Here is a 24,758-nt window from a genome sequence, read left to right as displayed (position 1 = left end):
CCTCGCGGCTGGGGCTTCGGCGGTGTCCGTGTCGATCGGCCGTATATAAACAACCACGTACCGCCGAGCAACCGAGCCTTCGGCAATGTATTCGCCGCCACGCCCCGTTTCACACTACAGTTCCTCTTTCAGGTACACGCCGAGCAGGCCGCCGAGCGCGCTCAACACCACGGAGTAGCCGACGCCACCAAGCACGGCGATCACTGTGAGGACGGCGATTACGCCGACCGTGAGACCGACTTCGAGCGGGAACGCGAAGATTCCCAAAAACGGGAGGAGTACCAGCCCGACCAGCAGGAGGCCGACGATCGGAATCGACGCGATGAATCCGGAGAGCGCGCCGACCCGAAGGCCGTCACCGCTTTCGGCGGTACCGTCGCTATTTAAGTACCCGGCGACCGCGCCGCCGAGAAGCGGTCCGATACCGGTAAACGATAGCAGGACCGACGCGACCGCGCCGACGACCGCGTTGAGGAGGGTGTTTTCGGTGTCCATACGGACTCGGACTCCCGGCGGCCGCATACGCTTTGCGGCCGCCGCCGCACCGAGACGAGCCGACGCGCGACGCCACCGACCGCGCCGAGCCGATGGTTTATGAGGCGGGCGGTACCTGTCACGGGTATGAGCGAGGAGGAGGCCATCCACGTCGCGGACGTCAGCGAGGGGATCGGCGGCGACGCGACGGCGGACCCGGGCGCTCCGGTGGAACTCCCGGTCGTCGACGTGCTCACCGGCCGGTCGTTCATCACCGGCAAAAGCGGGTCCGGGAAGAGCAACACCGCGAGCGTCGTCATCGAGAACCTCCTCGACAACGGGTTCCCCGTCATGATCGTCGACACGGACGGGGAGTACTACGGCCTGAAAGAGGAGTACGAGATCCTCCACGCCGGTGCCGACGACGAGTGCGACATCGTCGTCTCGCCGGAACACGCCGAGAAGCTGGCGAACCTCGCCTTAGAGCAGAACGTCCCGATCATCTTGGACGTCTCCGGCTACCTCGAAGAGGACACGGCGAACGAACTCCTCTTGGAAGTGGTCAAACAGCTGTTCGCGAAGGAGAAGCGCATGAAAAAGCCGTTCCTGCTCGTCATCGAGGAGTGCCACGAGTACATCCCCGAGGGCGGCGGGATGGACGAGACGGGGAAGATGCTGATCAAGGTCGGCAAGCGGGGCCGGAAGCACGGCCTCGGCATCGTCGGGATCAGCCAGCGCCCGGCCGACGTGAAAAAGGACTTCATCACCCAGTGCGACTGGCTCTGCTGGCACCGGCTCACGTGGGACAACGACACGAAGGTGGTCGGGCGCATCCTCGGCTCGAAGTACGCCAGCGCGGTCGAGGACCTCGGCGACGGCGAGGCCTTCTTGATGACCGACTGGGACGAGTCGATCCGCCGGATCCAGTTCCACCGCAAGCAGACGTTCGACGCGGGCGCGACCCCCGGACTCGACGACTTCGAGCGCCCGGAGCTGAAGTCGGTCTCCAGCGACCTCGTCGGCGAACTCCAGTCCATCTCCGACGAGCAGGAGCGGCGCGAGTCGGAGCTCGCCGACCTCCGGCAGGAGCTCGACAAGAAGGACCAGCGCATCCAGGACCTCGAACGCGAACTGGAGGAGGCGCGCGACCTGAGCAACATGGCCGACCAGTTCGCGCAGGCCCTCCTCGGCAAGGCGGAGGCCCCGTACCGCGGCGGCGGCGGGCGACCCCCGGCCGGCACCGACCGCCTCGGGACCGTCGGAGGAGAGAACGAGGGCGGCGAGGACGGCGGGGGCGGCGAGGCCGGCGACCAGTCCGTACTCAAGTCGTACGACGAGGCGGTCGCCGCGACTGAGGAGGACGCCGAGGCCGACGCGACCCCGACGGACGACGTCGAGACCGCGACCGAAGCGGCCAAATCGACCGGTTCGGCCGCCGACGGCGGTGCCGAGGTCGACGCGGACGAGGCCGATCTCGACCCGACCGCCGAGGGCGAGTCCGGCCCGCCGGACGACGTCGACCCCGTCACCCGCGACGACGTGGCCGAGAGCGCGCTCCGGTTCGACGACGCGATCGAACTCGGCACCCGCGAGGCCGTCATCGAGGAGCTCCGGTCGCGGATCGAGTCGCTCCCGGAGCTCTCCCGCGGGATGCTCCGCCACTACCGGCGCGAGGGCGCGAGCGACCCCGTGGCCGCCCACATCGATGCGGGAGGTGACGGCGACTCGGGCCACGCCTACAGCCGCCACCGACCGATCCGGCGCGCGGGCCTCATCCGCCACGCCGGCCGCGGCCACTACGCCTACGCGGTCCCGGACCTCGTCCGCGAGGCGTACGCGGACCGGCTCGACGAGGCGCAGGTCGACGAGATCGTCCGCGCGGTCGAGACCGCCTTCGTCCCGCCCGCCGAGCTGAGCTACCCGTCGGACGCCGGCCCGGACGACGTCGCCGGCCCGGAACCCGCGGACGACCTCCGTCCGTCCGGCGAGCGCGCCCGCGACGGACGGACCGTCGCCGAGGACGGCGACGCGCTCGCGGCGGACGGCGACCCGACATCGGAGAACCGGCGCGCCGCGTCCGACGCGGAGGCCGGCGCGGACGGGGACGAGTCGCCCGCCGACTCCCGGCTGAGCGACGCCGCGCGGCGCTTCGCCGAGCGGTCGGAGCGCTGACTCCCGTTTCCGCCGCTGGTCGAGGTCGGCGGCGGCGAGCCGCTCGGCGGCTCAGAACGGCAGGGAGAGGTACTCGCTCGGCACCGCGTTCCGCGCGGTCACCTGCGGGTCGACCACCTGACTAACCTCCAGTCCGCCGACGAGGCTCGAAAAGAGGTACGCGTCGGTGCGCGAGAAGCCGTGGTGGTGCGCCAGCAGGTCCAGCATGTCGCCGTTCGCCAGTTCGACGGCCTCCTCCAGCGTCTCGGCGCTGGCGAGCGTCTTCACCGCGTCGCCGGTGTCGACGACGGGCCGGTCCAGCGGGACGGCCGGGTCCGCGATCACGGAGAGCGTCGCGTCGACCTCGACCGCGATCTCCGCCCCGGTCCCGCACATCTCGCCGTCGGCCATCGCGGCCTTCGCGTCCCCCAGCGCCAGCATCGCGCCCTCCTGGAAGACCGGGAAGTAGACCGTCGTCCCGCCCGTCACGTCGGTCGTGTCGAGGTTGCCGCCGTGGTCGTCGGGAGTGAGCGTCGACACCGTCTCCCCGCCCGTGGCGACGCCGATGGTCCCGATCACCGGCTCAATCGGCACGTCGATCCCCTCGAACTCGATGACTTCCGCCGCGCCGTCGCTCCCGTCTCTCGCACCGTCGCTCCCGTCTCTCGCACCGTCGCTCCCGTCCCTCGCACCGTCGCTCCCGTCTCTCCCGTCCGCCCCGTCGCCGCTCTCCACCTCGGTGATCCGCGTCGCGGGGTGATCGATCTCCGGGTCGTCCTGACGGAGGCCGAACCCGGGTGCCGTGAGCACTCGGCCGCGGTCCTCGGCGACCCGGACGGCCTCGACGTCGACCGCGAGTACGTCGCCGGGGCTCGCGCCCGCCACCGCGATGGGTCCGGTCGCGGCGTTGACCTCCTCGGGGATCGCGTCGAGGCGGTCGTCGTCGCGCTGGATCGCTCCGTTCAGGCTGTCGATCGTCTCGATCGTCACCGACTCGCCGTCGTCGGCCTCGTAGACCGGGTCCATCTCCGGACCGAACTCGTAGACGTGTCCGTCGCGGTGTGAGACGCGTTCGCGTGGCATCGGATCGGGATCCGCGCCGCACCGTGAAAAATCCGGGCGGCGGACTCGACGTGACGGAGGCGTCGCGGCGACGGAGGGCGTCGCGGCGACGGAGGGCGTCGCGCCGATGAGGGCGTCGCGGCGACGGAGCGTGTCGCGGCGACGGAACGTTCCGCGACCGTGAGAGCGTTACTCGCCGCTCTCGTCCGCGTCTTCTTCGTCCGCGTCGCCCTCGGCGTCTGCCTCGGTCTCTTCGTCGTCCTCGTCACCGCCGACTCCGGCGGCCTCGACCTCGTCGACCGGGACCGTGCGGAAGCCGTCGGCCTCCGTCACGGTCGCGACGGCGAGGTCCGAGGGCTCGAACTCGTCGTCGTGCGCGGCCAGCGCCGCGACGGCGAGTTCGACGCCGTCGTCCAAGGAGAGGTCGTCCGTCCACTCCTCTTCGAGGTGGCCCTGGATGTCCTGCCGGCCGCCCCCGATGACGGTCGCCTTCCACTCGTTGGGCGTCCCCGAGGGGTCGGCCGCGAACAGGCGCGGCTCGCCGTCGTCGATGCCGCCGATGAGGAGGGCCGCGCCGTACGGCCGCGTGCCGCCACGCTGGGTGTTCTCCTGGATGTGGTCGGTGACGAACTTCGTCAGCGTCTCGACGCCGACCGGCTCGCCGTAGCGCAGGCGGTTCCCCTGCGACTGGCGGCGCGCGAGGTCGATCAGCTGGCGGGCGTCGGCGACGTGGCCCGCGCTCGCGGTGCCGAGGTGGTCGTCGAGCTTGTGGAGCTTCTCGATGCTCTCGGCCTCCATCAGCGACGAGGAGGGCCGCGACATCGCGACGAAGACGACGCCGTCCGTCGTCCGGACGCCGACGCTCGGCGCGCCGCGAGAGACCGCCTCGCGGGCGTACTCGACCTGGTAGATCCGACCGTCCGGCGAGAACAGCGACGTACCGCGGTCGTACGCCTGCTGATCGTTGTTGCCCATCATCGCCGATCACCCGCTCGCGCGGTGTCACGTTCGCTCATTACCCCTACTTACGTCGCGCCGTTGAAAAAGGGTCCGTAACCGGTACGTCTCGGTCTCGGCCGAAACCGCGAGTACACCGGGGGTTCGGCCGCCGACGGATATATTCACGCAGGTCGCCTAGACAGTCTAACATTGACGCACACACGAACCTCAGCCGCGCTGCTGGCCGCGCTGACGATTCTGTCGGCCGTCGGCGGGGCGTTCGCGGTCGGCGGCGCGGCGGCGGTACCGGACGCGCGGATCACCGTCGGGACGGTCGGGGTCGCCCCGAGCGACCCGGCCGTCGGCGAGCGGACGGCGCTGAACGTCACCGTCTCGAACTCCGGCGGCAGCGACGCGGCGGCGAACGTGACCGAGGTCCGCGTCCGCGACGCCGACGGCGACGTGCTCGACAGCGTCTCCGGCGTCGGCGCGCTCTCGGCGGGCGACTCGCTCGACGCGACGCTGTGGACGGCCTTCGAGGAGCCGGGCGAGAAGCGACTCACCGTCGAGGCCGTCGCGAACCAGTCGACGACCGGCGAGTTCGTCACCGTCAGCCGCGACGCGGTGATCGAGGTGCGGCCGACCGAGGTGTCGCTCGACCTCCGGACCCGCGCGCTCGACCCCGAGGACCTCCAGACCGACGACGGGAGCGAGAGCCCGGCGGCCGACCTCGGCGTCGGCGGCATTCAGGGCATCTTCGGCGGTGGCGGCGGCGGGCTCGACGCGAACGACGGCGGGCAGGGCGAGGAGTCGCCGCCGATCGCCGACTCGCCCGTCGAAGTGACCGTGGTCAACACCGGGACGACGACGGCCGACCGCGTCAGCCTTCGCGCCGTCGGGACCGCGGTCGAGACCGGTGGCGACGCCGGCGACGGAGACGACGCGGACGGCGACGCCGACGAGACGGTCGCCGTCGGTCCGTTCGTCGTCGAGGACGTCGCGCCCGGCGAGGAGCGGCGGGTGATCGTCGACCTCGGGCCGCTCGACCGCCGCTCGGCGGTGACGGTCTCCGCGGCGTTCCGCGCCGACACGGACCAGCGGAACGACCGCGGGGCGGACCGGACCGCGGAGTCGACGGTGACGTACCCGGTCCGCGAGGCGACGCCGACCGTGACCGACGCGACGGTCCGCGAGGGCGCTGACGGCGCGGTCGTCGTCGACGCCAACCTCGGCAACGCCGGGTCCGGGGAGATGACGGGCGCGGTCGTCTCCGTCGGCGACGCGCCCGGCGTCGAACCGACCCCCGCCGGCGGCGAGTACTTCGTCGGGTCGCTCTCCGGGAGCGACTTCGTCGGCTTCGAACTCGAAGCGACGGCGAACGCCTCCGTCGCGGAGGAGATCCCGATCCGCGTCGCCTACACCGAGCGCGGCGTCCGGTACACGGAGACGCTGACGGTGGCGGCCCCCGAGCCCGACGACGAGAGCGACGGCGGCGGGACGCTCGGCCGGATCGGCGTCGGCGGCGTCGGGTCGGCGAGCGCGCTGGCGAGCGCGCTCGCGGTCGTCGGCCTCGCCGGCGCGGTCGGCGTCGCGGTCAGGAGCGGGCGCGTCGGCGGGTCGAGCGACCGGGGGCGCGACGGGCCGGCACCGTGAGCGGGAACGCCGCGGACGACGCCGGAGCCGACGACCCGGCTGTCGGTGACACCCCCGTCGGCGACCCACCCGTCCGCGACGACTACGGCGTCGCGCTCCGGGGCGTCGTCAAGCGCTACCCGAGCGGCGGCGGCGGGCCGGTGGTCGCGCTCGACGAGGTCGACTTCGCGGTCCGGCCGGGCGAGTTCGTCGCGGTGGTCGGCCCCAGCGGGTCCGGGAAGTCGACGCTTCTGAACGTCCTCGGGCTGCTCGACGACCCCACCGCGGGCCGCCGCCTGCTCGACGGCACCGACGTGACGGACCTCTCGGTGGCCGAGCGCACCCGGGCGCGAAAGGAGTCGATCGGGTTCGTCTTTCAGGACTTCCACCTCCTCCCGACGCTGACCGCCGTCGAGAACGTCGCGATGCCGACCGCGTTCGATCCCGGCGACGCGAGCGACCGGGCCGCGGACCTCCTCTCGCGGTTCGGCCTCGGCGACCGCCTCGACCACGAGCCGAGCGAGCTGTCCGGCGGCCAGAAGCAGCGCGTCGCCATCGCCCGCGCGCTCATCAACGAGCCGTCGGTGCTGCTCGCCGACGAGCCCACGGGGAACCTCGACACGGAGACCGGCGAGGCGATCCTCGCCGAGTTCGAGCGCGTGAAACGGGAGGGCGTCGCCGTCGTCGCCGTCACGCACGACCCGCTCGTCGAGGAGTACGCCGACCGCGTCGTCGACCTCACCGACGGGGAGATGACCGGCGGGCTGCCGGGTGGCGGCGAATCTGATTCTGACGACGCAGGCGCGCCCGTGCCCGACGACGGTGAGTCCGCGACCGACGACGACCCGGCGGCCGCGGACGACCCCGCGACCGCCGGAGGTGACCGATGAGCGACCGAAGCGCCGACGGACTCGCCGGCTGGCTCCGCGGGTGGGGCCCCGCGGTGTCGATGGCGTCGCGGAACCTCCGCCGGAACCGGGTGCGGACCGCGCTGGCCGTGCTGGGCGTCTGTATCGGCGTCCTCGCGGTCGCGGCGCTCGGCATCTTCGGGAACGTGCTGGCGCTCGGGGCCGACGACGCCATCGGCGACATCGGGACGCAGGTCGTCGTCTCGCCGAACGCGGACGCCGGCGTCGAGTCGCTGTCGAACGCGGACGTCGCGTCGATCCGGCGCGCGGTCGACGGGGCCGCCGGCGGCGGGGCGGCGGTCGTCCCGCTGTACTCCGACAGCGCCACCGTCGCGCGGCAGGGCGACCAGACGTTCGCGACGGTGTACGGGGTCGAGGAGCCGGCGCTCGCGTACGAGGCCGCGGAGGGGAGACTCCCCGACCGCCACCGACAGGGCGCGATCCTCGGCGCGGGTATCGCCGCGGACCTCGGGGCCGGGGCGGGCGACACCGTGGAGATCGCCGGCTCGCAGGTTCGCGTGATCGCGGTGTTGGTCGAGAGCCAGACGTTCAGCCCGGTGGCCCCCGACGACGCGGTCTACCTCCCGGAGTCGGCGTTTTCGGCCGACGGGTACGCGCAGGCCCTCGTCGTCTCCGACTCCGGCGAGGCGGCGCGCGTCGCGGCCGACGCGATCCGCGAGGAGGTGAACGCGCGCGAAGAGCGCGTTGAGCTGTTCGAGTTGGCCGCGCTCGTCGACGAGATCAACGAGTTCTTCGGCCTCCTCTCGACGTTCCTGCTCGGTCTCGGGGCCATCTCGCTCGTCGTCGCCGGCGTCTCGATTCTCAACGTGATGCTGATGAGCACCGTCGAGCGCAGACAGGAGATCGGCGTGATGCGCGCGGTCGGCGTCGCCCGCCGCGACGTGCTGCGCGTCCTCCTCGCCGAGGCCGGCCTGATCGGCGCGGTCGGGGCCGCGGCGGGCACGCTGCTCACCGTCCTGCTCGTCGCGGGCCTCGTGGTCGCGGCCGAGGAGGTCGACGTCGCGCTCGCGCTCGACCCGACGAACGGCTACTACCTCCTCCTGGCGCTCGTCTTCGGCGTCGGCGTGGGACTCGTCAGCGGCGCGTACCCCGCGTGGAAGGCCGCCAACGAGCGGCCGGTCGAGGCGCTGCGGAATTGAACGCGGGAGGAACCGGGGGACTCCGAGGCGTTCACCGAGGCCGAGGGGTCGGCGGTGAGAGGACCCGACGGGAGATCCCGTCGAACGCTTCTCGGGCGAACGCGGGATTGAACGAAATGGCCGGTCGCTGAAGCGGACGAATCAATCGAGCCTGTCTCCCATGCGCGCCGCCCCGGCGGGGGATGGTACGCGGTAGCAGGGGCGGCCGGTCGAAGGGCCGTAGCGACGATTCAGTCGTTTCCGTCGCTCCCGTTCTCGCTATCGTTGCCACCGTCGCCGGCCCCGTTCGGGTTCGCCGACATCGTCTCCGTGGGGCACAAGATAACGTCCTCGGCCTTCGACTCGTAGACGCCTACCTCCTCGTGCTGGGTGAAGAAGGACACCAGCACGACCGCGTCTTGGTAGTCGCGATCCGCTCCCTCGTTAAACTCGAAGAGGTACACCGCCTGGTTGTCGTCGAGCGTCACCTCGCCGTTATCGATGTACGGGTCGACGTACGCCGCCGCGGACTGCTGTCCCTCGCCGCTGCTGAACGACGGTGCCTCGTCGCCGTCGCGGTAGACGCGGACGTTGTCGGAGTTCTCGGTGCTGGAGACGTGCGTCCACGTGTACCCGACGAACTCGCAATCAAATCCCAACAGGTTACAGTCGTACTCGGGCTGTGCGCCCGCCGCTTGGATCTCGACATCCGTCTCCGGATCCTGTCTAGAGATGCCGTACGATCCGACGACCTCGTCGGTGTCGTTCTGTGCCGTCCACGCATGGACGCGCTCGCCGCCGAGATGGACGCTGACGTTCACCGGCGGGTCGGCCGTCTCGGACGACCACCCCGTCCCAACGAACTTTACGTTCGCCGTGTAGTCGGTTGTCGCCTCCACCCGGCTGCCGTCAATGACGAACCCACCGCGCTCGACCGGAATCGTACGCGAAGAGAGGATGTAGCCCCCGCCGCCGCCGTTATGGGTTATATCCACGGACACCTCGCCGGTGTCCGCGTCACAGACCGTCGACTCGTCGAGTTCCACGTCCAGTTGCTCGCCGGCGGCCCACGTCCCGTCCGCAAACGCCCCGGCGTCAAGCTCCGACAACGGGACCCGAGTCTGACTGTCTCCCTCTCCGATTACGACAGAGAGCGCGTCGATGTCGACGGACTCGCCACCCCGGTGAACGAACTCTAGCGTGTGTCGCGTCTCGTTTCCGCCGATCTCCACTTCGATGGACTGTTCGCTCGCGACAAACGGCGGCGGCGACTCTAGCGTGTCGCCGAAGCCGAGGACCAGTACCGTCGTCGTCGCCGCGAGCGCGACGACGATGGCGAACATGAGAACCACTCCGACGACCGGTGAGATCCCGCGATCATCGAAGCGAGAGGGCATAACGTGACTGTCGCGTATATAATTCAAAACTCTTCTGGAAAAATTATCGGTTTTGATACAATCCAGATCCGTTCGCCCGCGGGTCATCGCATATCCCGTACACGAGTCGGAAGCCGCGGTATCGACGCACGCACATCATCGGCGGCATCGTCCGTTCGGTAGCCGCGTGGTCTGTGGTGGGCGGATATCGATTCATCGCTCGTCGCGCGGCCGCGCGACGCGCCACCGGTCGGACGGCGATGCCGACCGCGTAGCCGACGGTTCCGGGGACGACCGCGAGCGGCAGGCCGAATTCGATGACCGACACCAGCCCGACGATTAGCTCGGCCCGGGCCGACCCGTGCGCGAACCCCAGCATCCGCGGGTAGGTGTACCGGGATCCACCCGTCCACTCGCCGGTGAGGGAGCCGACCAGCGGGGGAAAGGCGTACCCTCAGACGGCGATCAGCCCGAGCGACCCGGCCGTCGACGCGAGGCCCGACCCGGCGAGTCCGCCGGCGACGGCGATCGCGGGCACGATCGCGATCCAGCCGGAAAACGCGTAGAGACCGACGCTCGCCCCCGCGAGAAACGCGACCGACGCGACCGCGAGCGGGACGCCGACCGACAGGGGGAGGAGCCGGCGCTGCCGGCGGTCGCCGAGGGCGTGTCGGCGGGTCCGACCGCCGCCCGGCCGATCGCTGTCGGGGTCGCGGTCGGGACTGTCGCTGCCGAGTCGACCGCCATCGGGCGGGTCACCGGGAGGGGTCATGTGGTGTGGGCCCGATGCCCGAAAAAAACACGTCTTGTGCCGACTGCGTGTCCGTTCGACCGCTCAGACGCCGCGGCCCTGAAGCTGCTCTTCCTCCTTCATGTCCTCGTTGGACTGGCCCTTCATCCCCTTGCCCGTGCCGCTGGCGATGCGGGCGAGCTCCTCGGGGTCGTCCCAGTTGTTGACGGCCTCGACGACCGCGTTGCCCATCGCCGCGGGGTCCTCCGCGCCGAAGATGCCGGAGCCGACGAAGATGCCGTCACAGCCGTGGTACATCATCAGCGCGGCGTCGGCGGGCGTCGCGATGCCGCCGGCCGCGAAGTTGACGACCGGGAGGCGCTCGGCCTCGGCGGTCTCGTGGACGAGGTCGCGGGGCGCGCCGTGTTCGCGGGCCCACTTCTCGCGCTCCTCGTAGTTGAGGCCGGTGAGCGTCCGGATCTGCTTTTTGATCGTGCGCTGGTGTTTGACGGCCTGGTTCACGTCGCCCGTGCCGGCCTCGCCCTTCGTCCGGATCATCGCCGCGCCCTCGTGGATGCGCCGGAGCGCCTCGGGGAGGTTCCGCGCGCCGCAGACGAACGGCGAGGTGAAGTCGCGCTTGTCGGTGTGGTACTCGTCGTCCGCGGGCGTGAGCACCTCGGACTCGTCGATCATGTCGACGCCGAGCGCCTCCAGGATCTCCGCCTCCTTCCGGTGGCCGATCCGCGATTTCCCCATCACCGGGATCGAGACCTCGTCGATGATCTCGGGGACGCGCTCGGGGTCGGGCATCCGCGCGACGCCGCCGCGCTTGCGGATGTCGGCCGGGACGTGTTCGAGCACCATCACGGCGACCGCGCCCGCGTCCTCCGCGATCCGGGCCTGTTCGCGGTTGACGACGTCCATGATGACGCCGCCCTTCTGCATCTGCGCGAAGCCGCGCTTGACCAGCTCGGTCCCGCGCTTCAGCTCCTCTAGGTCCGTGGCCTCTGGCATGGATATCGGTTGGGTCGCCGGCCACTTAACGGGTCGCTTTCGGGAGGATGGGAGGGTCGAGAGCGCCGCTCGCGCCCGAACCCGTTCGGGGGAGCGCCGCTCGCTCGGAACCACCGCAACGGCGAAGTCCCCGCCCGTCCGAGTGACGGCCGTGACTACCGGAGCGATCCTCGCCGGCGGGCGCTCGACGCGCTTCGGCGACGCGGACAAGTCCGTCGCACCGATCGCCGGCGTGCCGATGGTCCGCCGGGTCGCCGACCGACTCGCGGGGACCGACGGCCCCGTTCCGCCCGGGGCCGACCGCGCCAGCGGCGGCGACGCGGTCGTCGACGAACTCGCCGTCAACTGCCGGCCCGACCAGCGGGATGCGATCGCCGAGGCGCTGTCCGGCGTTCCGCTCCCCGTCCGGTGGGCGATCGACGAGGAACCGGACCTCGGGCCGCTGGCCGGGATCGGGAACGCCTGCCGGGCCGCCACCGAGCCGTACGCCGTCGTCGTCGCCTGCGACATGCCGTTCGTCGACCCCGCCTTCCTCGCGGCGATGCGCGAGGCGGTCGCGGAGTCGGGGGCCGAGGCGGCCGTCCCGCGGCTCGAGGACCGCTGGTATCAGACGACCCAGGCGGTGTACGCGACCGAGCCGGCCGCGGAGGCCTGCCAGCGCGCGCTCGACCGCGGCGACCGCAAGGTGCTCGCGCTGGTGGACCAGGTGGACGCCGTCGTCGTCGACGACGAGGCGATCCGGTCGCTGACGACCGAACAGACGTTCGCGAACGTCAACACGCGGTCCGAACTCGACGAGGCGGAGCGGGCGGTCGCCGCCGCGGTCGACGCGGCCTGAGTCGGAAAGAAGCGGGTCCGCCGGCCGCGGCGTCAGTCGGTCAGCGTCTCGTACGCCTCGTTGAGCCGTTTGAACTCCTCCTCGTCGCCGTCCTCGCCGTCCGGGTGGAGCCGCTTCGCGCGCTCGCGGTACGTCCGGCGCACCGTCTCCCCGTCGGCCGTGCGGTCGAGGCCGAGCGTCTCGTACGCCTCGCGCTCCGTCATCCGGTCGGCTGACGGCGCGCGATCTCGGGGGTCCCTCGCCCCGGACCCGCGGGGACCGCCCGGACCGCGAGCGCCGCGCCGACTCCCGCCCGGCCCCGCACCTCGACCGCCGTCGGCAGCGCCGGCGGCGCGGTACGCGCGCTCCCGGTTGGCCTCGGCACGGGCGCGCTGTCTCGCGCGCTCGCGCTCCGTCGGCCCCGCCTGCTCGGCGGACCGCCGGGCCTGATCGTGGAGGCGTCCGCTGGCGTGGTACCAGAGGAAGTACGAGACGGCACCGAACGGCACCGCGAGCGCCAACGCGATCGGGTGGAGCACGATCCCGCCGATCACGAGGAGCGCCGTCATGCCGACGAACGTCCCGGCGAGCCCCACGACGATCGTTCGATTCGTCACGGCCGCATTCGGGGTCGGAGGACCGTAAGGCTCTCGCCGACGGACTCTCCCGCGGGCCGGCGTCGCCTCCGCACCGTTTATGCCCGCGGCCGCCCGGGTACGGGGTATGGAACCGGCGGACCGAGAGACGGCCACGGGGCTGCCGCCCGGGATCGCGGCCGCCCGCGAGGCGCTCACGCCGATGCTCTCGCAGTACGCCGACCTCTGTGCCGCCCACGGGGACGCCCTCGTCTTGTTTCAGGTCGGCGACTTCTACGAGGCGTTCTGCGAGGCGGCCGAGACGGTCGCGCGGGTCTGCGAGGTGACGCTGACGGAGCGGTCCGACTCCACCGGCGACTACCCGATGGCCGGGATCCCCATCGACAACGCGGCCCCCTACCTCGAATCGCTGCTCGACGCGGGCTACCGCGTCGCGCTCGGCGACCAGGTCGAGGACGCGGAGCAGGCGTCCGGCCTCGTCGACCGCGCGGTCACCGAGGTGATCACGCCCGGGACCGTCGTCGAGGACGACCTCCTCGAATCGGGGACGACGAACTACGTCGCGGCCGTGGCCGAATCCGACGGCGTCGTCGGCCTCGCCGCCGTCGACGTCTCGACCGGGGAGTGCCTCGTCACGTCGGGCGACGCGGACGCGGTCGCGGGCGAACTCGACCGGGTCGCGCCGGCGGAGCTCATCGCGGGACCGGCCGCACCGGCGTTCGAACCGAGCGACGCGGAGCGCGGCTGGGAGACCCACGAGTACGACGCGGACGCCTTCGACCGCCGGACCGCGACCGAGCGGCTGGAGCCGTACCTCCCGGCACCCGAGCGCCGCTTCGAGGCGGACGCGGAGCTTCGGGCGGCGGGCGCGGTGCTCGCGTACGCCGAGTACACGCAGGGCGACGACGGCCCGCTCTCGTACGTGACGCGGATTCGGCGGTACGACCCCCGCGACCGCCTCCGGCTGGACGCGGCGGCCCAGCGGAGCCTCGAACTGTTCGAGAACCGCGGGCTCGGGGCGAGCGACACCCTGTTCGACGCGCTCGACGAGACGAACTGCGCGCTCGGTCGGCGCTGTCTGGAGCGGTGGCTCCGGCGTCCCCTCGTCGACGCCGACGCGATCCGGAGCCGCCACGACGCGGTCGGCGAACTCGCCGACCGGAGCCTCGCCCGGGAGGGGGTCGCCGACGCGCTCGCGACCGCCTACGACCTCGAACGCCTCGTGAGCCGGGTCTCACGGGGGCGGGCCGACGCCCGCGACCTGCGCTCGCTCGGTCGGACCCTCGCGATCGTGCCGGAGCTGAAGGCGACGCTCGCGGGCGCAAACGGCGAGTCCGAGACCGAGGGGGACGGCGACCCCGAGTACCCCCGAACGGACCACCTCGGCGACCTCCGCGACCGCCTCGACGAGCTGACCGGGGTCCGCGAGCTGATCGACGCCGCGGTCGCGACCGATCCGCCGCAGGAGATCACGGAGGGCGGCGTGATCCGCGAGGGGTTCGACGACGACCTCGACGACCTCCGCGCGACCGAGCGCGAGGGTCGCCAGTGGGTCGCGGACCTCGAAGCGAGCGAGCGCGAGCGCACCGGGATCGACTCGCTGTCGGTGGGGCACAACCAGGTCCACGGCTACTACATCGAGGTGACCGACGCCAACGCCGACCGCGTCCCCGACGACTACCGCCGCCGACAGACCCTGAAGAACAGCGAGCGGTACGTCACGCCGGAGCTGAAGGAGCGCGAGGAGGCGATCGTCGGGGCCGCGGAGCGCGCGGACGCCATGGAGTACGAGCTGTTCGTCGACGTCCGCGAGCGCGTCGCGAGCGAGACCGAGCGGATTCAGGCGCTCGCGGACGCGCTCGCCGAACTCGACGCGCTCGCCTCGCTGGCGACGGTCGCGGTCGAGCACGACTACGTCCGTCCCGAACTGCGGGACAGCTCCGAGACGGACGCAGACGCGGGGATCGCGATCGAGGGCGGCAGACACCCGGTCGTCGAGCGGACCGAGGCGTCGTTCGTCCCGAACGACGCGGACCTGCCCCGCGGCTCGGTCGCCGTGATCACGGGGCCGAACATGAGCGGGAAGTCGACGTACATGCGGTCGGTCGCGCTCGCGGTCGTCCTGGCGCAGACGGGGTCGTTCGTTCCCGCGCAGGCCGCCTCGCTCCCCGTCTTCGACCGCGTGTTCACCCGCGTCGGGGCCTCCGACGACATCGCCGGCGGCCAGTCGACGTTCATGCGCGAGATGAGCGAGCTGACGGAGATCCTCCACGACGCCGGGCCCGACTCGCTCGTCCTCTTGGACGAGGTCGGGCGGGGAACGGCCACCACCGACGGCCGCGCCATCGCCCGCGCGGCCGCCGAGTTCCTCCACGACGAACTGGGCGCGACCGCGCTGTTCGCGACGCATTACCACGAACTCACGGACCTGGCTGACGAACGCGAGCGCGTCTTCAACCTCCACTTCACCGCCACCCGCGAGGACGGCGACGTGACGTTCCTCCACCGGATCGTCCCCGGGGCCTCCTCGTCGTCGTACGGCGTCGAGGTCGCGGAACTCGCCGGCGTCCCCGGCCCCGTCGTCGACCGCGCCCGAGACCTCGTCGCCGAGGAAGGGGACCGGCGAGGTGAGTCGGAACCGGCCGAGACCCCGGCCGACGACCCCGCCGTCGAGGGGGCTTCGAGCTCGGGTTCTTCGAGTCGGGAACCGCTCAACGACGGGAATGAGGGAAGCACGGAGACCGAGGACGGAACCGACGACCCCGAGGACGCGTCGCTCCGCGAGTTCCTCGCCGAGGAGGCGTCGGCGGGGGGCGGAGAGGGGGGCGACCACGCGGACGGGGCCGCCGCGGCCGACGCGCCGCCCGATCTCATCGCGGAGCTTCGGAGCCTCGACCTCGCGCGGATGACGCCGATAGAGGCGCTGAACGCCCTCCACGACCTCCAGTCGCGAGCCGACGATGACGCGTGAGCGAGACGCCGGGCGCGGCGTTCCCGGGGGGGATCGCGTCCGCCGGCTCGACCGGGAGACGGTGGACCGGATCGCCGCCGGCGAGGTGGTGACGCGGCCCGCGCGGGTCGTCGGCGAACTCGTCGACAACGCGCTCGACGCCGGCGCGTCACGGGTCGAGATCGCCGTCGACGGCGACGGCACCGACCGGATCCGCGTCGCGGACGACGGCCGGGGGATGACGCGGGCAGACGCGACCCGCGCCGTCGAGCGCCACGCGACGAGCAAGCTAGCCCCCGACGGCGACCCGGTCGGCGTCGAGTCGCTCGGCTTCCGCGGCGAGGCGCTCGCGGCCGTCGCCGAGGCCGCTCGGCTCGAACTCGTGACGAGTCCGGGCGACGGGGTCGGCACGCGGGTCGTCGTCGACGGAACGGGGGAGACCGGCGGGAACGCGGAAGGGCCAGAGCCCGCGGTCGAACCGGCGGGTCGCGCCCAAGGGACCACGGTCGTCGTCGAGGACCTGTTCGCGACGCGGCCGGCCCGCCGGGAGTCGCTGGCGGGCGCGAACGCCGAGTTCGCGCGGATCTCCTCGCTGGTCGCGGACTACGCGCTGGCGACCCCCTCCGTCGCGTTCTCTCTCGAACACGGCGGCTCGACGAGGCTGACGACGCCCGGGACCGACCGGACCGACGCCCTGCTCGGCGTGTACGACCGCGACACCGCGAGCCGGTCGACGACCGTCTCCGCGAGCGTCGACGTGGGACCGGACTCCGACGCCGGCGTCTCGGGCGCGCTCGCGTACCCGTCGGTCACCCGGGCCACCCGGGACCACGTCCGGGTCTCGGTCAACGGGCGGCCGGTCCGGAACGACCGGCTCGCCGCCGCGGTCCGGGAGGGGTACGGCCGCCTCCTCCCCGACGGGCGCGAGCCGGTCGCGGCGGTCGACGTGTCGCTCCCGCCCGACCGCGTCGACCCGAACGTCCACCCGGCGAAGCGGGAGGTGGGGCTCCGCGACGCCGACGCGGTCGCGGACGCGGTGGCGTCGGTCGTCGCGGACGCGCTCACCGGCGCTGACCTCCGGCGCTCCGCGGACGTGGCCACCGACCTCGAATCGGCGCTCGACCCGGTCGGGGACGAGGACGGCTCGCGGGCCGGGGCGTTCGCGGACGCCGAGCCGATCGGCGCGTTCCGCGACCTGTACGTCCTCGTCGAGTCCGGCGACGACCTGCTCGTGATCGACGGGCACGCCGCCCACGAGCGCGTGAACTACGAGCGGCTCGCCCGCGCGTTCGACGGCGAGCCGGTGCCGACCGCCGCACTCGACCCGCCGGCGACCGTCTCGCTGTCGACCGACGAGGCGGCGGCCGCGCGGGCCTACGCCGACGACCTCGCCGCGCTCGGCTTCGAGACCGAGGCGTTCGGCGGCGGCACGCGCCGGCTGCGGACGGTCCCCGCGCCGTTCGGCCGGACCGCGGACGCGGACGCCTTCCGCGACGCGCTGGCGGCACTGTCGGGGTCTGACGGCGGCCGAGGCGCGGCGGGGGACGCCCGCGACGCCCTGCTCGCCGACCTCGCGTGTCACCCCTCGCTGAAGCGGGGGGACTTCGCCGACCTCGACGACGCCGACCTCCGGGACCTCCTCGATCGCCTCGGGGAGTGCGACCGGCCGTACGCCTGCCCGCACGGTCGCCCCACCGTTCTCTCCGTCGACGCGGAGACGTTCGCGGCCGGCTTCGGACGGGATCGGTAGGTCTGCGGTGACTCGATGGTTGCCCGAATAAACGTCGCCGTCGTCGGTTCGGCCGGCCCCGCCGCACTCGGATCCGACCGCTATTGAGGGATATGTTCCGCTCATAGCAGCGTTCATTTCACTCCTGATCGAGGGGAACGCCGTGGGCGACCGCCCGCGAGACGGACGGACCGGGCCGCGGAGCCCGCGAGCGAACGCCACCGGACACACGAAACGATGGACACTGACAACGCGCGATCGACGGCCGCGACGCCGGTCGGCGCGTCGAGCCGACGCTCCTTCGTCGGCGGCGTCGGCGCGGCGACCGGACTGGGATCGGTTTTCGAACGACTGGCGAGCCACCACGGCGGGGCGGGCGACGGCCCCGGGAGTGACGCCCCGGGGAACGGCGGTCCCGCGCCGTCGGGTGCCACCTACCACGTGTATCGGTCGAACGGTAAGTACCGGGTCGCGAGCGGCGGGAAGGGCGGCGTGGAGTTCACCGTCACGGCGGACCGCAACGCCGAGGAGGCGTTCCAGTACGCCTTCGACGAGGTCCCCGAGGACGGCGGGACGGTCGTCGCCGACGCGGACGAGTTCCGGTTCGGCGGCCCCGCGGAGATGGGCGACGGGACGCTGTTGACCGGGGGGTCAGGCACCCGGTTCGTCGCGTCCGCAACAGGGTCGCGGGTGGGGTTCACCGAGCGCGAACTCGACGTCGGCCACGACCTGCTCCGGGTTCGCGGCGACAACGCCGCGGTGACGGGCATCGAGTTCGACGCGGCGGGGACCCGCCTCGACAACCACGCGGTACAGGCGGAGGACTGCGACGGACTGGTGATCGCCGACAACCGGACGGTGAACGGGTTCCAGATGGCGCTGTCGTTCACCGACTGCGAGAACGTCGTCGTCCGCGACAACGAGGTGATCGACCCCAACTGGTACGGGATCACCACTCGCGGGGCCCGCGACGACCTCGACCTCCGGCGCTCGCGCGACGTGCTGATACGGGGAAACCGCGTCACCGACGTGACGTTCAACAACATCGCCCCGTACAGCGCCGCGAACTTCGGCGTCGTCGGCAACGTCTGCTACCGCGGCGGCCACAGCCTCATCGCCTGCTCGCCGGCCCAGCAGGGGACGATCGTCGGGAACGTCTGCCGCGACCTGGAACTGGAGCCGATCGCGGCCGACCCCGGCGGAGAGGCCGGCCTCGAGATCGAGTACAAGGAGACGCATCTCAGCGACGACGTGGCCGGGACGGCCGACGAGACCTCCTTCGACGTCACGGTCGCGAACAACCACGTCGAGAACTGCGGCGTCGGCTTCATCTCCCGGACGGTCCCCGTCGACGAGGACGACGAGGACGAGTACCGGCGGACGAAGCGCCCGTACAGCTTCACCGTCACCGGGAACGCGATCAACGACTGTGACACTGGAGTCCTCGTCCGGTCGGGCGCGGACGGCGTCGTCGCGACGAACACGCTCCGCGCCAACGACACGCAGATCGACGTCAGGGAGTCGCCGTTCGCGGAGAACGTGCGGACGGATCTGAACGTCACGCGCGACGCGTGAGACGGCGACTCCCGGCGTCGGGCCCGCCGTCGCGCTCGGACGTGGTCCCGACCGGTATCTATTAACACGATGAGACCGGGGGTACTCGTATGGGAGAGCGGACCGAAGTGACGCGGGGGTCGCTGCCGCGGGAGCGGTCAGCGGGCCGCTTCTCGGCCCCTGACGGGCTGCGAGACCTCGTCCAGCGACTGCTCACGTGGCTTCGGGAGCGACGCGGCGCGGCGCTGGAGGGCGTCTCGACGGCGACGACGATGCGGAACGTCGTCGACGCGGAGGCGCTCGCGGAGGAGACGCCGGCGAAGTGGAGCGTCCTCCACGACGTGGTCACCTACGGCGCGGACTCGCTCACGGACGTGCTCGTCTTCCGACACGGGCCGACCAGACAGGACCTCGTGGTGATGCCCGAGCGCAACACCAGGCCGGAAGGGGAGATCAGCTTCTATCACGCCGACCGGACGAAGGGCGCGCGCCACCTGCTGTCCATCGGCGCGGACTCGCTCACCGCGGCGCTCAACTACGTCTTGGACCGCATCGAACAGTTCGAGCGGCTGTTCACCGGCCGCGGGGCGGAGCTTCCGAGCGGCTACACCGGGCCGTCCGACCGATAGCGAGGCGGTTCGAGTTGAGCGGATCTGTGGAAACCCGTTCTTTGGATACGGTTTCGTTTGAAACGGCCGACTGATAGAAGCGCTTACAGGACCGTTGTTTGGTGGCTGCTGTTAGTGCTATAAACGCGATCGACGCTGGTGCGGTGAACACGTCCGAAGCCACAGTCGCTCGGCGATACGCTGTTGGTGTCGTTTATCAGCGACCGATCGACACGGACACGACCGAAGCCCCAGCCGCGTCGGCGGCTCCCGGCGGTCGCCGCCGACTCCCTCGCGGGCTGGCTCGCGGCCGCCGAGGGCGGCCGCTCGCAGGCGCGCCACCGTACCGATCTGACCGAGCAGTCACGACATCACATGAACCGGGCGATCGAGGCGATGAACTCCTCAACTGCTGAGTGGTTTAACGAAGCCTGTCGAGCGGCCTCAGGCCGGCCGGTCGCTCGACCGCCCGTCTCCGTCCTCGTCGATCCGCTCGACGCGCTCGACCGTTTCCTCAGCTTCCGCCGTCTCGGGCGGGTACGAGACCGTCCGCTGCGGGTACGGGATCGAGATGCCGGCGTCGGCGAAGCGGTCCTGGATCCGCTCGACCGCGATCGCTTTCGACCGCCACCGCGCCTGCGGCGTCGGGGGATCGATCCAGAAGCGGAGGTCGAGCAGGATCGCCGAGTCGCCGAACCCGGAGGGGATCGCGTACGGCTGGGGGTTGTTGGCGATCGCGTCGATCCCGTCGAGGACCTCCTCGGCGATCTCCGCCGCCTCGTCCGGGTCGTCGTCGTAGCCGATCCCGACCTCCATGTGGATCCGGAGGCGACCCTCGCGGCTCCGGTTCGTGATCGCCTGGTTGGCGACGAGGTCGTTGGGCACCACGACGTACTCCCCGTCGAAGTTGCGCATGTGGGTGTTCATGATCGTGATGTCCGTGACGAACCCCTCCTCGTTGCCGATCTCCACCCAGTCGCCGATCTCGAAGGGACGGGCGAACATCAGGACGAAGCCGGCGATGAGCGACCCCAGCGTCTGCCGGGCCGCCATCCCGAGGACGATCCCGAGGAAGCCGGCCCCGACCAGGAGTCCGCCGAGGTTCACGCCCCAGATGCCGAGCACCGTTATCGCGGCGAGGATCAGCAGGCCGACCTGCGCGAGCCGGGTGAGGAGCTGTTCCTGATGCGCCGTGATCCGGTCGCTGTCGGCCGACATGTCGGCGACGTACGCCTCCAGCGCGTCGCTGGCGACGTACGCCCCGCCGAGCAGCAGCGCCGAGACGAGCACCTGTCCCCCGACCCTGACCGCGTTCTCGGCGACGGGCAGGGCCGCGACCACGACGTCGAAGCGCCCCCACACCGTCAGGGCGGCGACGCCGGCGAGCGCGAACAGCCCGAGCTGCGAGAGGCCGACCGCCATCCGCAGGAGGAACGACCCCGGAACGCCCTCGCGGAGCGTCTCGATCGCCCCGGCGGCGGAGCCGTCCATCCGCCCGTCGAGGAGCCGCTCGATCCACCCCGAGACGGTCCGCTCTCCGGCGCGGACGGCTCTGGGAAGCAGCAGCCAGCCGACCGCGAGCGTCACGAGGGCGATGCCGGCGGTGACCGCTATTCGTCCCTCCGTGGTCGAGATGTCGCTCAACACCGCACCGACCCGCGTGCCCAGTCCGCCTATCACGGTCGTGAGTTCGTCGCCGGCCGGATAACGCGTTCGACGCGAGTCTCAACGACGAGAATCGTGCCGGACCCTTCGGCGCGGCGCGGTGCGGCGGGGACTCTCCCGGTCACCGGCCCCGCCGAAGCTCCTCGATAAGCTGTTCGATGAGGGTCGACTGTCGGTCGAGCCGCTCCGACTGCGCCTCGACGGTGCGCCGCAGCGCGGCGACCTCGCTCGCGAGGTCCGCGTCCTCGACGCCGGCGCTCTCGAACGGCGACCCGTCGAACGCGTCGTCGTCCGGGACCGCGTCGCCGCCGCCGACGGCTCCGGCCTCGGAGACGGGGTCGGCGGCCGCGGGGTCGTCGACCGCCGACGCGGCGTCGTCTCCCGGCTCCCGCTCGAGTTCCTCGGCGACGGACGCGGCCGTCGTCGCCTCCGCGTCGCCGGGGTCCGGTTCGGCGGCGTCGCCGGTGGCCGCGCCGTCGACGGTCGCGTCCGCGGCGAGCGGGTCCGCGTCCAGCGGGTCCCCGTCGAGCGGGTCGTCGTCGCCGCCCGCTCCGGACGGACCCGTGGTCGTCGAGTCGGCGGCGGACGGGTCGGACCCGGACGGATCGGCGGCCGACGCCTTGCCGGGGTCGGCCTCCGCGGCGTCCGCCCCCGCGTCGACGGCCGGCTCCGACCGGGACGCGGGGTCGGCGGCCCCGGACGCCTCGCCGGCGTCCGCCGCCGGTCCGTCGCTCTCCGCCTCCGCGTCGGCGACGGGGGACGCCGAGAGCGGGTCCGGTCCCTCGCCGAAGTCGGTCGTGCCGCTCGGGTCGGCGTCCGTCGCCGGCCCCTCTTCCTCGGCGGCCGCGACGCGGAACTCCTCGAGGCTGTCGACGCCGTGGAACGAACACACCGCGTCGGCGAGCGTCTCCCGGACCGCCCGGGCGGACTCGTTCGGTGCCTTGAACCGCTCCGAGCGCCCGCCGTGCGCGAGGACGACCGCGGTGGCGACGGTCCCCTCCTCGAAGTCGAGGCCGGTGAGGTCCGCGTAGTGGAACTCCTCGAACTCGGAGTCCCAGACCGCCGACCCGACGTGTTTGACCAGTCGCTCGCTGGTGACGATCAGCGTGAGTTCGGAGAAGCGGAAGGTGCGCACGACGGTCTCGCCCGTCCCCGTGACGCCGCTCTTCGAGAGGACGCCGGCGAGGATCGGATGGAGGACGTCGTCGACGCGCTTCGCGGGGACCGAGAGGGTCTCGTCGCCGTCGAGACCGTACCCGAGGGTGATCTTCGCCTTGCGGCGGCCCGTCGAGACCTCGATGCGCTCGACGTCGTGGCCGTACTCGTCGACGGACTCGTCGGACAGGAGCCCGTCACCGCGGTAGACGAGGGTCCGCGTGGGCGTGACCGCGAGTCGATCGCCGCCGCCCAGCGGCACCTCGGCGACGACGTCCTCGTCGCCGACGGTCCCCGCGAGCAGTTCGGGAAGGCTCATACGCCCGGGATGCGCCGCGCCCGGCATAAATCCGCTGGGTCGGCGGCGAACGCGACGGACGTGGCCGGGATCCCGTCCGTGGCTACGGGTCAAATTCGGCCCCCGACCGCCCGACGCGTCGCCCGCGGCGATCTGCGATCGGTTCACAACCTTCCGACGGATGGGAAGGTTAAAGAGTCTCATCGCGGTACGAAAGGGTGAGGCCGGGTGGCTTAGCTGGACATAGCGCCGCACTCATAGGGTTCAGAGATTCGGTGCGGTGACGCCTTGGAAGCGTCCGCGTCCTTCCCGTGGCTCCGCCGAGCCTCGGACCTGGGACATGCGGAGATCGTGGGTTCGGAGCCCACCCCGGCCACTCCTCGAGGTCGTTGCTCCGATAGCGACGACTCTTCTTCATCGACGACTCTCACACCGGAACCGCGTCGCCGGCGACGAGCGCGACCGTGACGGCGACGCCGCCCAGCGCGAGGAGCGCGTAGTTCGCGACCGGGTTCGCGGCCGTGAACAGGTCGAGCGTGTACTCGGTGTCTCGCACGGGCGCGTACGGCCGGATCCCCATCGGCGTGAGCGCGTCGGCGAGGAGGTGCGAGACGATCGTTCCCGCGCCGAACAGGAAGCCGACGCCGCCGAACAGGAGGGCGGTCGCGACGCCGGTCTGGAACCCGAGCGCTCCCCCGACGAGCCCGAACGCGGCCCCGGCGAGCAGCGCGAACCAGACGGTGTGCGTGATCCCCCGGTGTTTCACGAACGGGACGCGCACGTCGAGGTCGGGCACCATCGCCGTCGACGCCACGGCGAGCGCGCCGACCGCCCCGGCCTCGATCGAGACGAGCGCGGCGACGAGGAACCCGAACGGCGCGTAGACGACGAGCGACGCCCCGATGTGGCCGTTTCGGTACATACGATCGACTGTGTTGCCGCTGCGTAAGTCCGTTACGTCGGATTCCCGTCGTGTCCCTCCGGGCGAAACGCCTACGGCCTCCCGCCGTGACCGTCCGCTATGACGCTGACCGCCCGCGACCTGATGGAATCGGACGTGAAGACGGTGTCGCCGGACGACGACGTCGCCGAGGTGTTCAAGCGGTTCGCCCGGTACGAGTTCAGCGGGTTCCCCGTCGTCGACGACGACGAGCGGGTGGTCGGCGTGATCACCGAGTCCGACCTCGTGGACCTGTTCGAACCCGAAGACGAGACGCTGTGGATCCCCATCGGACTCCCGCCGTTCGTGGACACCCTCTCGTATCAGGTGAAGCGGCCATGGGCCGACCTCGACCTGGGCGTCGACATGGTCCGCAACGCCGACCGCCCGATCTCCGAGGTGATGAGCGCGGACGTGGCGACGGTGACGCCCGACGCGAGCGTCGACGCCGTGCTGGACCTCCTCGTCGGAGACGACCCCGACATCAACCGCGTCCCCGTGGTCGACGACGAGGGACGGATCGTCGGTATCATCGCGCGACAGGACGTGATACGCGCGTTCCGCGACAAGCGACTGGAATAAACGGAGTCCGTTTGTCACGGTAGGATTTTATAAGCGTTCGACTGTGGGACGCTGGCGACTACGGCCGCTCATTTATAAATATATGTCTGCGGAGCGGTGCTGATCACCTCCGAAGCCCCAGTCGCTCGGCGATACGATCGCGTTCTTGTTTATAAATGACCGATCGGCACGGATACCGCCGAAGCCCCAGTCGCTCGGCGATACGCGGTCATCGACTGGAACACGACCGCCGAAGCCCCAGTCGCGAGGACTCGATGCGCGGTCATCGACTGGAACACGACCGCCGAAGCCCCAGTCGCGAGGACTCGATGCGCTCGCTGTGGTCCTCAGTCGCTCACTCCGTTCGCTCCTTGCGGTCCTTGCGTCGCGCGTCTTCGTCCTCGCGACTGCCCCTTCGAATCCCACCCGGCACCGCACAGCGACCGCACCTCACACCTCC

20 protein-coding genes and 1 tRNA gene are annotated in these 24,758 nt (G+C 71.5%); 11 read left to right on the top strand and 10 right to left on the bottom strand.

Annotation, left to right across the window (positions count from 1 at the left end; genetic code table 11):
- Window positions 1-114 precede the first annotated feature (114 nt).
- Window positions 115-495: a DUF5518 domain-containing protein gene (locus tag C472_RS14125; RefSeq protein ID WP_006630529.1), complete on the bottom strand. Its 381-nt coding sequence runs from the start codon at window positions 493-495 to the stop codon at window positions 115-117.
- Between the two features lie 126 nt (window positions 496-621).
- On the opposite strand from C472_RS14125, the gene C472_RS14120 reads away from it, so the two are divergent.
- Complete coding sequence (locus C472_RS14120) at window positions 622-2,646, top strand: ATP-binding protein (RefSeq protein ID WP_006630528.1); 2,025 nt, start codon at window positions 622-624, stop codon at window positions 2,644-2,646.
- A 51-nt stretch (window positions 2,647-2,697) separates the two neighbouring features.
- On the opposite strand, the gene C472_RS14115 is transcribed toward C472_RS14120, so the two are convergent.
- On the bottom strand, window positions 2,698-3,708 hold the full coding sequence (locus C472_RS14115) for an acetamidase/formamidase family protein (RefSeq protein ID WP_006630527.1): 1,011 nt from the start codon (window positions 3,706-3,708) through the stop codon (window positions 2,698-2,700).
- A 168-nt stretch (window positions 3,709-3,876) separates the two neighbouring features.
- A complete protein-coding gene (gene psmA, locus C472_RS14110) occupies window positions 3,877-4,665 on the bottom strand; it encodes an archaeal proteasome endopeptidase complex subunit alpha (protein ID WP_006630526.1) in 789 nt (262 codons plus the stop codon).
- 171 nt (window positions 4,666-4,836) lie between these two features.
- Between psmA and C472_RS14105 the strand changes: the two genes are divergently transcribed.
- Genes C472_RS14105 through C472_RS14095 form a run of 3 tightly spaced genes read left to right on the top strand, consistent with a single transcriptional unit; the run spans window position 4,837 to window position 8,326 of the window.
- Window positions 4,837-6,279: a hypothetical protein gene (locus tag C472_RS14105; protein WP_006630525.1), complete on the top strand. Its 1,443-nt coding sequence runs from the start codon at window positions 4,837-4,839 to the stop codon at window positions 6,277-6,279.
- On the top strand, window positions 6,276-7,148 hold the full coding sequence (locus C472_RS14100) for an ABC transporter ATP-binding protein (protein WP_006630524.1): 873 nt from the start codon (window positions 6,276-6,278) through the stop codon (window positions 7,146-7,148). Before C472_RS14105 ends, C472_RS14100 begins: the two co-directional genes overlap by 4 nt.
- Window positions 7,145-8,326, top strand: a complete 1,182-nt coding sequence (locus C472_RS14095) for an ABC transporter permease (protein WP_006630523.1) — start codon at window positions 7,145-7,147, stop codon at window positions 8,324-8,326. Before C472_RS14100 ends, C472_RS14095 begins: the two co-directional genes overlap by 4 nt.
- A 230-nt stretch (window positions 8,327-8,556) precedes the next feature.
- Here the strand turns inward: C472_RS14095 and C472_RS14090 are convergent, their stop codons facing one another.
- The 3 genes from C472_RS14090 to pdxS all read right to left on the bottom strand — a co-directional run bounded on the left by C472_RS14090 (window position 8,557) and on the right by pdxS (window position 11,425).
- Window positions 8,557-9,702, bottom strand: a complete 1,146-nt coding sequence (locus C472_RS14090) for a type IV pilin (protein WP_082238263.1) — start codon at window positions 9,700-9,702, stop codon at window positions 8,557-8,559.
- 433 nt (window positions 9,703-10,135) lie between these two features.
- Window positions 10,136-10,453: a hypothetical protein gene (locus C472_RS17850; protein WP_006630520.1), complete on the bottom strand. Its 318-nt coding sequence runs from the start codon at window positions 10,451-10,453 to the stop codon at window positions 10,136-10,138.
- Window positions 10,454-10,516: 63 nt separating this feature from the next.
- Window positions 10,517-11,425: a pyridoxal 5'-phosphate synthase lyase subunit PdxS gene (pdxS, locus tag C472_RS14080; protein ID WP_006630519.1), complete on the bottom strand. Its 909-nt coding sequence runs from the start codon at window positions 11,423-11,425 to the stop codon at window positions 10,517-10,519.
- A 151-nt stretch (window positions 11,426-11,576) separates the two neighbouring features.
- On the opposite strand from pdxS, the gene mobA reads away from it, so the two are divergent.
- Entirely contained in the window at window positions 11,577-12,263 is a 687-nt protein-coding gene (gene mobA, locus C472_RS14075; protein WP_049906685.1) for a molybdenum cofactor guanylyltransferase, read from the top strand.
- 32 nt (window positions 12,264-12,295) lie between these two features.
- Here the strand turns inward: mobA and C472_RS14070 are convergent, their stop codons facing one another.
- Window positions 12,296-12,859, bottom strand: a complete 564-nt coding sequence (locus C472_RS14070) for a J domain-containing protein (protein WP_006630517.1) — start codon at window positions 12,857-12,859, stop codon at window positions 12,296-12,298.
- Between the two features lie 106 nt (window positions 12,860-12,965).
- On the opposite strand from C472_RS14070, the gene mutS reads away from it, so the two are divergent.
- From mutS to C472_RS14050, 4 genes are all read left to right on the top strand, one after another.
- Window positions 12,966-15,809 carry a DNA mismatch repair protein MutS gene (mutS, locus tag C472_RS14065; protein ID WP_006630516.1) on the top strand — a complete coding sequence of 948 codons (2,844 nt, stop codon included), beginning with the start codon at window positions 12,966-12,968 and terminating at the stop codon, window positions 15,807-15,809.
- The gene (mutL, locus tag C472_RS14060; RefSeq protein WP_006630515.1) at window positions 15,799-17,538 is read left to right on the top strand and encodes a DNA mismatch repair endonuclease MutL; all 1,740 of its coding nucleotides are present in this window, start codon (window positions 15,799-15,801) and stop codon (window positions 17,536-17,538) included. Before mutS ends, mutL begins: the two co-directional genes overlap by 11 nt.
- A 216-nt stretch (window positions 17,539-17,754) precedes the next feature.
- On the top strand, window positions 17,755-19,092 hold the full coding sequence (locus C472_RS14055; RefSeq protein ID WP_006630514.1) for a right-handed parallel beta-helix repeat-containing protein: 1,338 nt from the start codon (window positions 17,755-17,757) through the stop codon (window positions 19,090-19,092).
- A gap of 89 nt (window positions 19,093-19,181) precedes the next feature.
- Window positions 19,182-19,700, top strand: a complete 519-nt coding sequence (locus tag C472_RS14050; protein WP_006630513.1) for a hypothetical protein — start codon at window positions 19,182-19,184, stop codon at window positions 19,698-19,700.
- A 423-nt stretch (window positions 19,701-20,123) separates the two neighbouring features.
- Here C472_RS14050 and C472_RS14045 read toward each other — a convergent pair whose 3' ends face one another.
- Window positions 20,124-21,359, bottom strand: coding sequence for a mechanosensitive ion channel family protein (locus C472_RS14045; RefSeq protein ID WP_193788354.1), 1,236 nt, complete (start codon window positions 21,357-21,359; stop codon window positions 20,124-20,126).
- Between the two features lie 106 nt (window positions 21,360-21,465).
- Complete coding sequence (locus C472_RS14040) at window positions 21,466-22,818, bottom strand: DUF7115 domain-containing protein (RefSeq protein WP_006630511.1); 1,353 nt, start codon at window positions 22,816-22,818, stop codon at window positions 21,466-21,468.
- 201 nt (window positions 22,819-23,019) lie between these two features.
- On the opposite strand from C472_RS14040, the gene C472_RS14035 reads away from it, so the two are divergent.
- Window positions 23,020-23,173: transfer RNA gene (locus C472_RS14035), tRNA-Met, on the top strand.
- Between the two features lie 51 nt (window positions 23,174-23,224).
- Here the strand turns inward: C472_RS14035 and C472_RS14030 are convergent.
- Complete coding sequence (locus tag C472_RS14030) at window positions 23,225-23,719, bottom strand: metal-dependent hydrolase (RefSeq protein WP_006630510.1); 495 nt, start codon at window positions 23,717-23,719, stop codon at window positions 23,225-23,227.
- A gap of 99 nt (window positions 23,720-23,818) precedes the next feature.
- Between C472_RS14030 and C472_RS14025 the strand changes: the two genes are divergently transcribed.
- Window positions 23,819-24,319 carry a CBS domain-containing protein gene (locus tag C472_RS14025; RefSeq protein WP_006630509.1) on the top strand — a complete coding sequence of 167 codons (501 nt, stop codon included), beginning with the start codon at window positions 23,819-23,821 and terminating at the stop codon, window positions 24,317-24,319.
- Window positions 24,320-24,758 lie beyond the last annotated feature (439 nt).

The sequence above is a fragment of the Halorubrum tebenquichense DSM 14210 genome (genome assembly GCF_000337415.1).
Classification (GTDB): Archaea; Halobacteriota; Halobacteria; order Halobacteriales; family Haloferacaceae; genus Halorubrum; species Halorubrum tebenquichense.
This window is presented reverse-complemented; position numbering and strand designations above follow the sequence as displayed.

Bases quoted from the DNA above. Each gene is read 5' to 3' on its own strand.
- C472_RS14095 (WP_006630523.1), top strand. From the start codon at position 7,145: ATGAGCGACCGAAGCGCCGACGGACTCGCCGGCTGGCTCCGCGGGTGG.
- mutL (WP_006630515.1), top strand. From the start codon at position 15,799: ATGACGCGTGAGCGAGACGCCGGGCGCGGCGTTCCCGGGGGGGATCGC.
- C472_RS14090 (WP_082238263.1), bottom strand. From the start codon at position 9,702: ATGCCCTCTCGCTTCGATGATCGCGGGATCTCACCGGTCGTCGGAGTG.
- C472_RS14030 (WP_006630510.1), bottom strand. From the start codon at position 23,719: ATGTACCGAAACGGCCACATCGGGGCGTCGCTCGTCGTCTACGCGCCG.
- C472_RS14115 (WP_006630527.1), bottom strand. From the start codon at position 3,708: ATGCCACGCGAACGCGTCTCACACCGCGACGGACACGTCTACGAGTTC.
- C472_RS14040 (WP_006630511.1), bottom strand. From the start codon at position 22,818: ATGAGCCTTCCCGAACTGCTCGCGGGGACCGTCGGCGACGAGGACGTC.
- psmA (WP_006630526.1), bottom strand. From the start codon at position 4,665: ATGATGGGCAACAACGATCAGCAGGCGTACGACCGCGGTACGTCGCTG.
- C472_RS14050 (WP_006630513.1), top strand. From the start codon at position 19,182: ATGGGAGAGCGGACCGAAGTGACGCGGGGGTCGCTGCCGCGGGAGCGG.
- C472_RS14025 (WP_006630509.1), top strand. From the start codon at position 23,819: ATGACGCTGACCGCCCGCGACCTGATGGAATCGGACGTGAAGACGGTG.
- mutS (WP_006630516.1), top strand. From the start codon at position 12,966: ATGGAACCGGCGGACCGAGAGACGGCCACGGGGCTGCCGCCCGGGATC.
- C472_RS17850 (WP_006630520.1), bottom strand. From the start codon at position 10,453: ATGACCCCTCCCGGTGACCCGCCCGATGGCGGTCGACTCGGCAGCGAC.
- pdxS (WP_006630519.1), bottom strand. From the start codon at position 11,425: ATGCCAGAGGCCACGGACCTAGAGGAGCTGAAGCGCGGGACCGAGCTG.
- C472_RS14120 (WP_006630528.1), top strand. From the start codon at position 622: ATGAGCGAGGAGGAGGCCATCCACGTCGCGGACGTCAGCGAGGGGATC.
- C472_RS14055 (WP_006630514.1), top strand. From the start codon at position 17,755: ATGGACACTGACAACGCGCGATCGACGGCCGCGACGCCGGTCGGCGCG.
- C472_RS14125 (WP_006630529.1), bottom strand. From the start codon at position 495: ATGGACACCGAAAACACCCTCCTCAACGCGGTCGTCGGCGCGGTCGCG.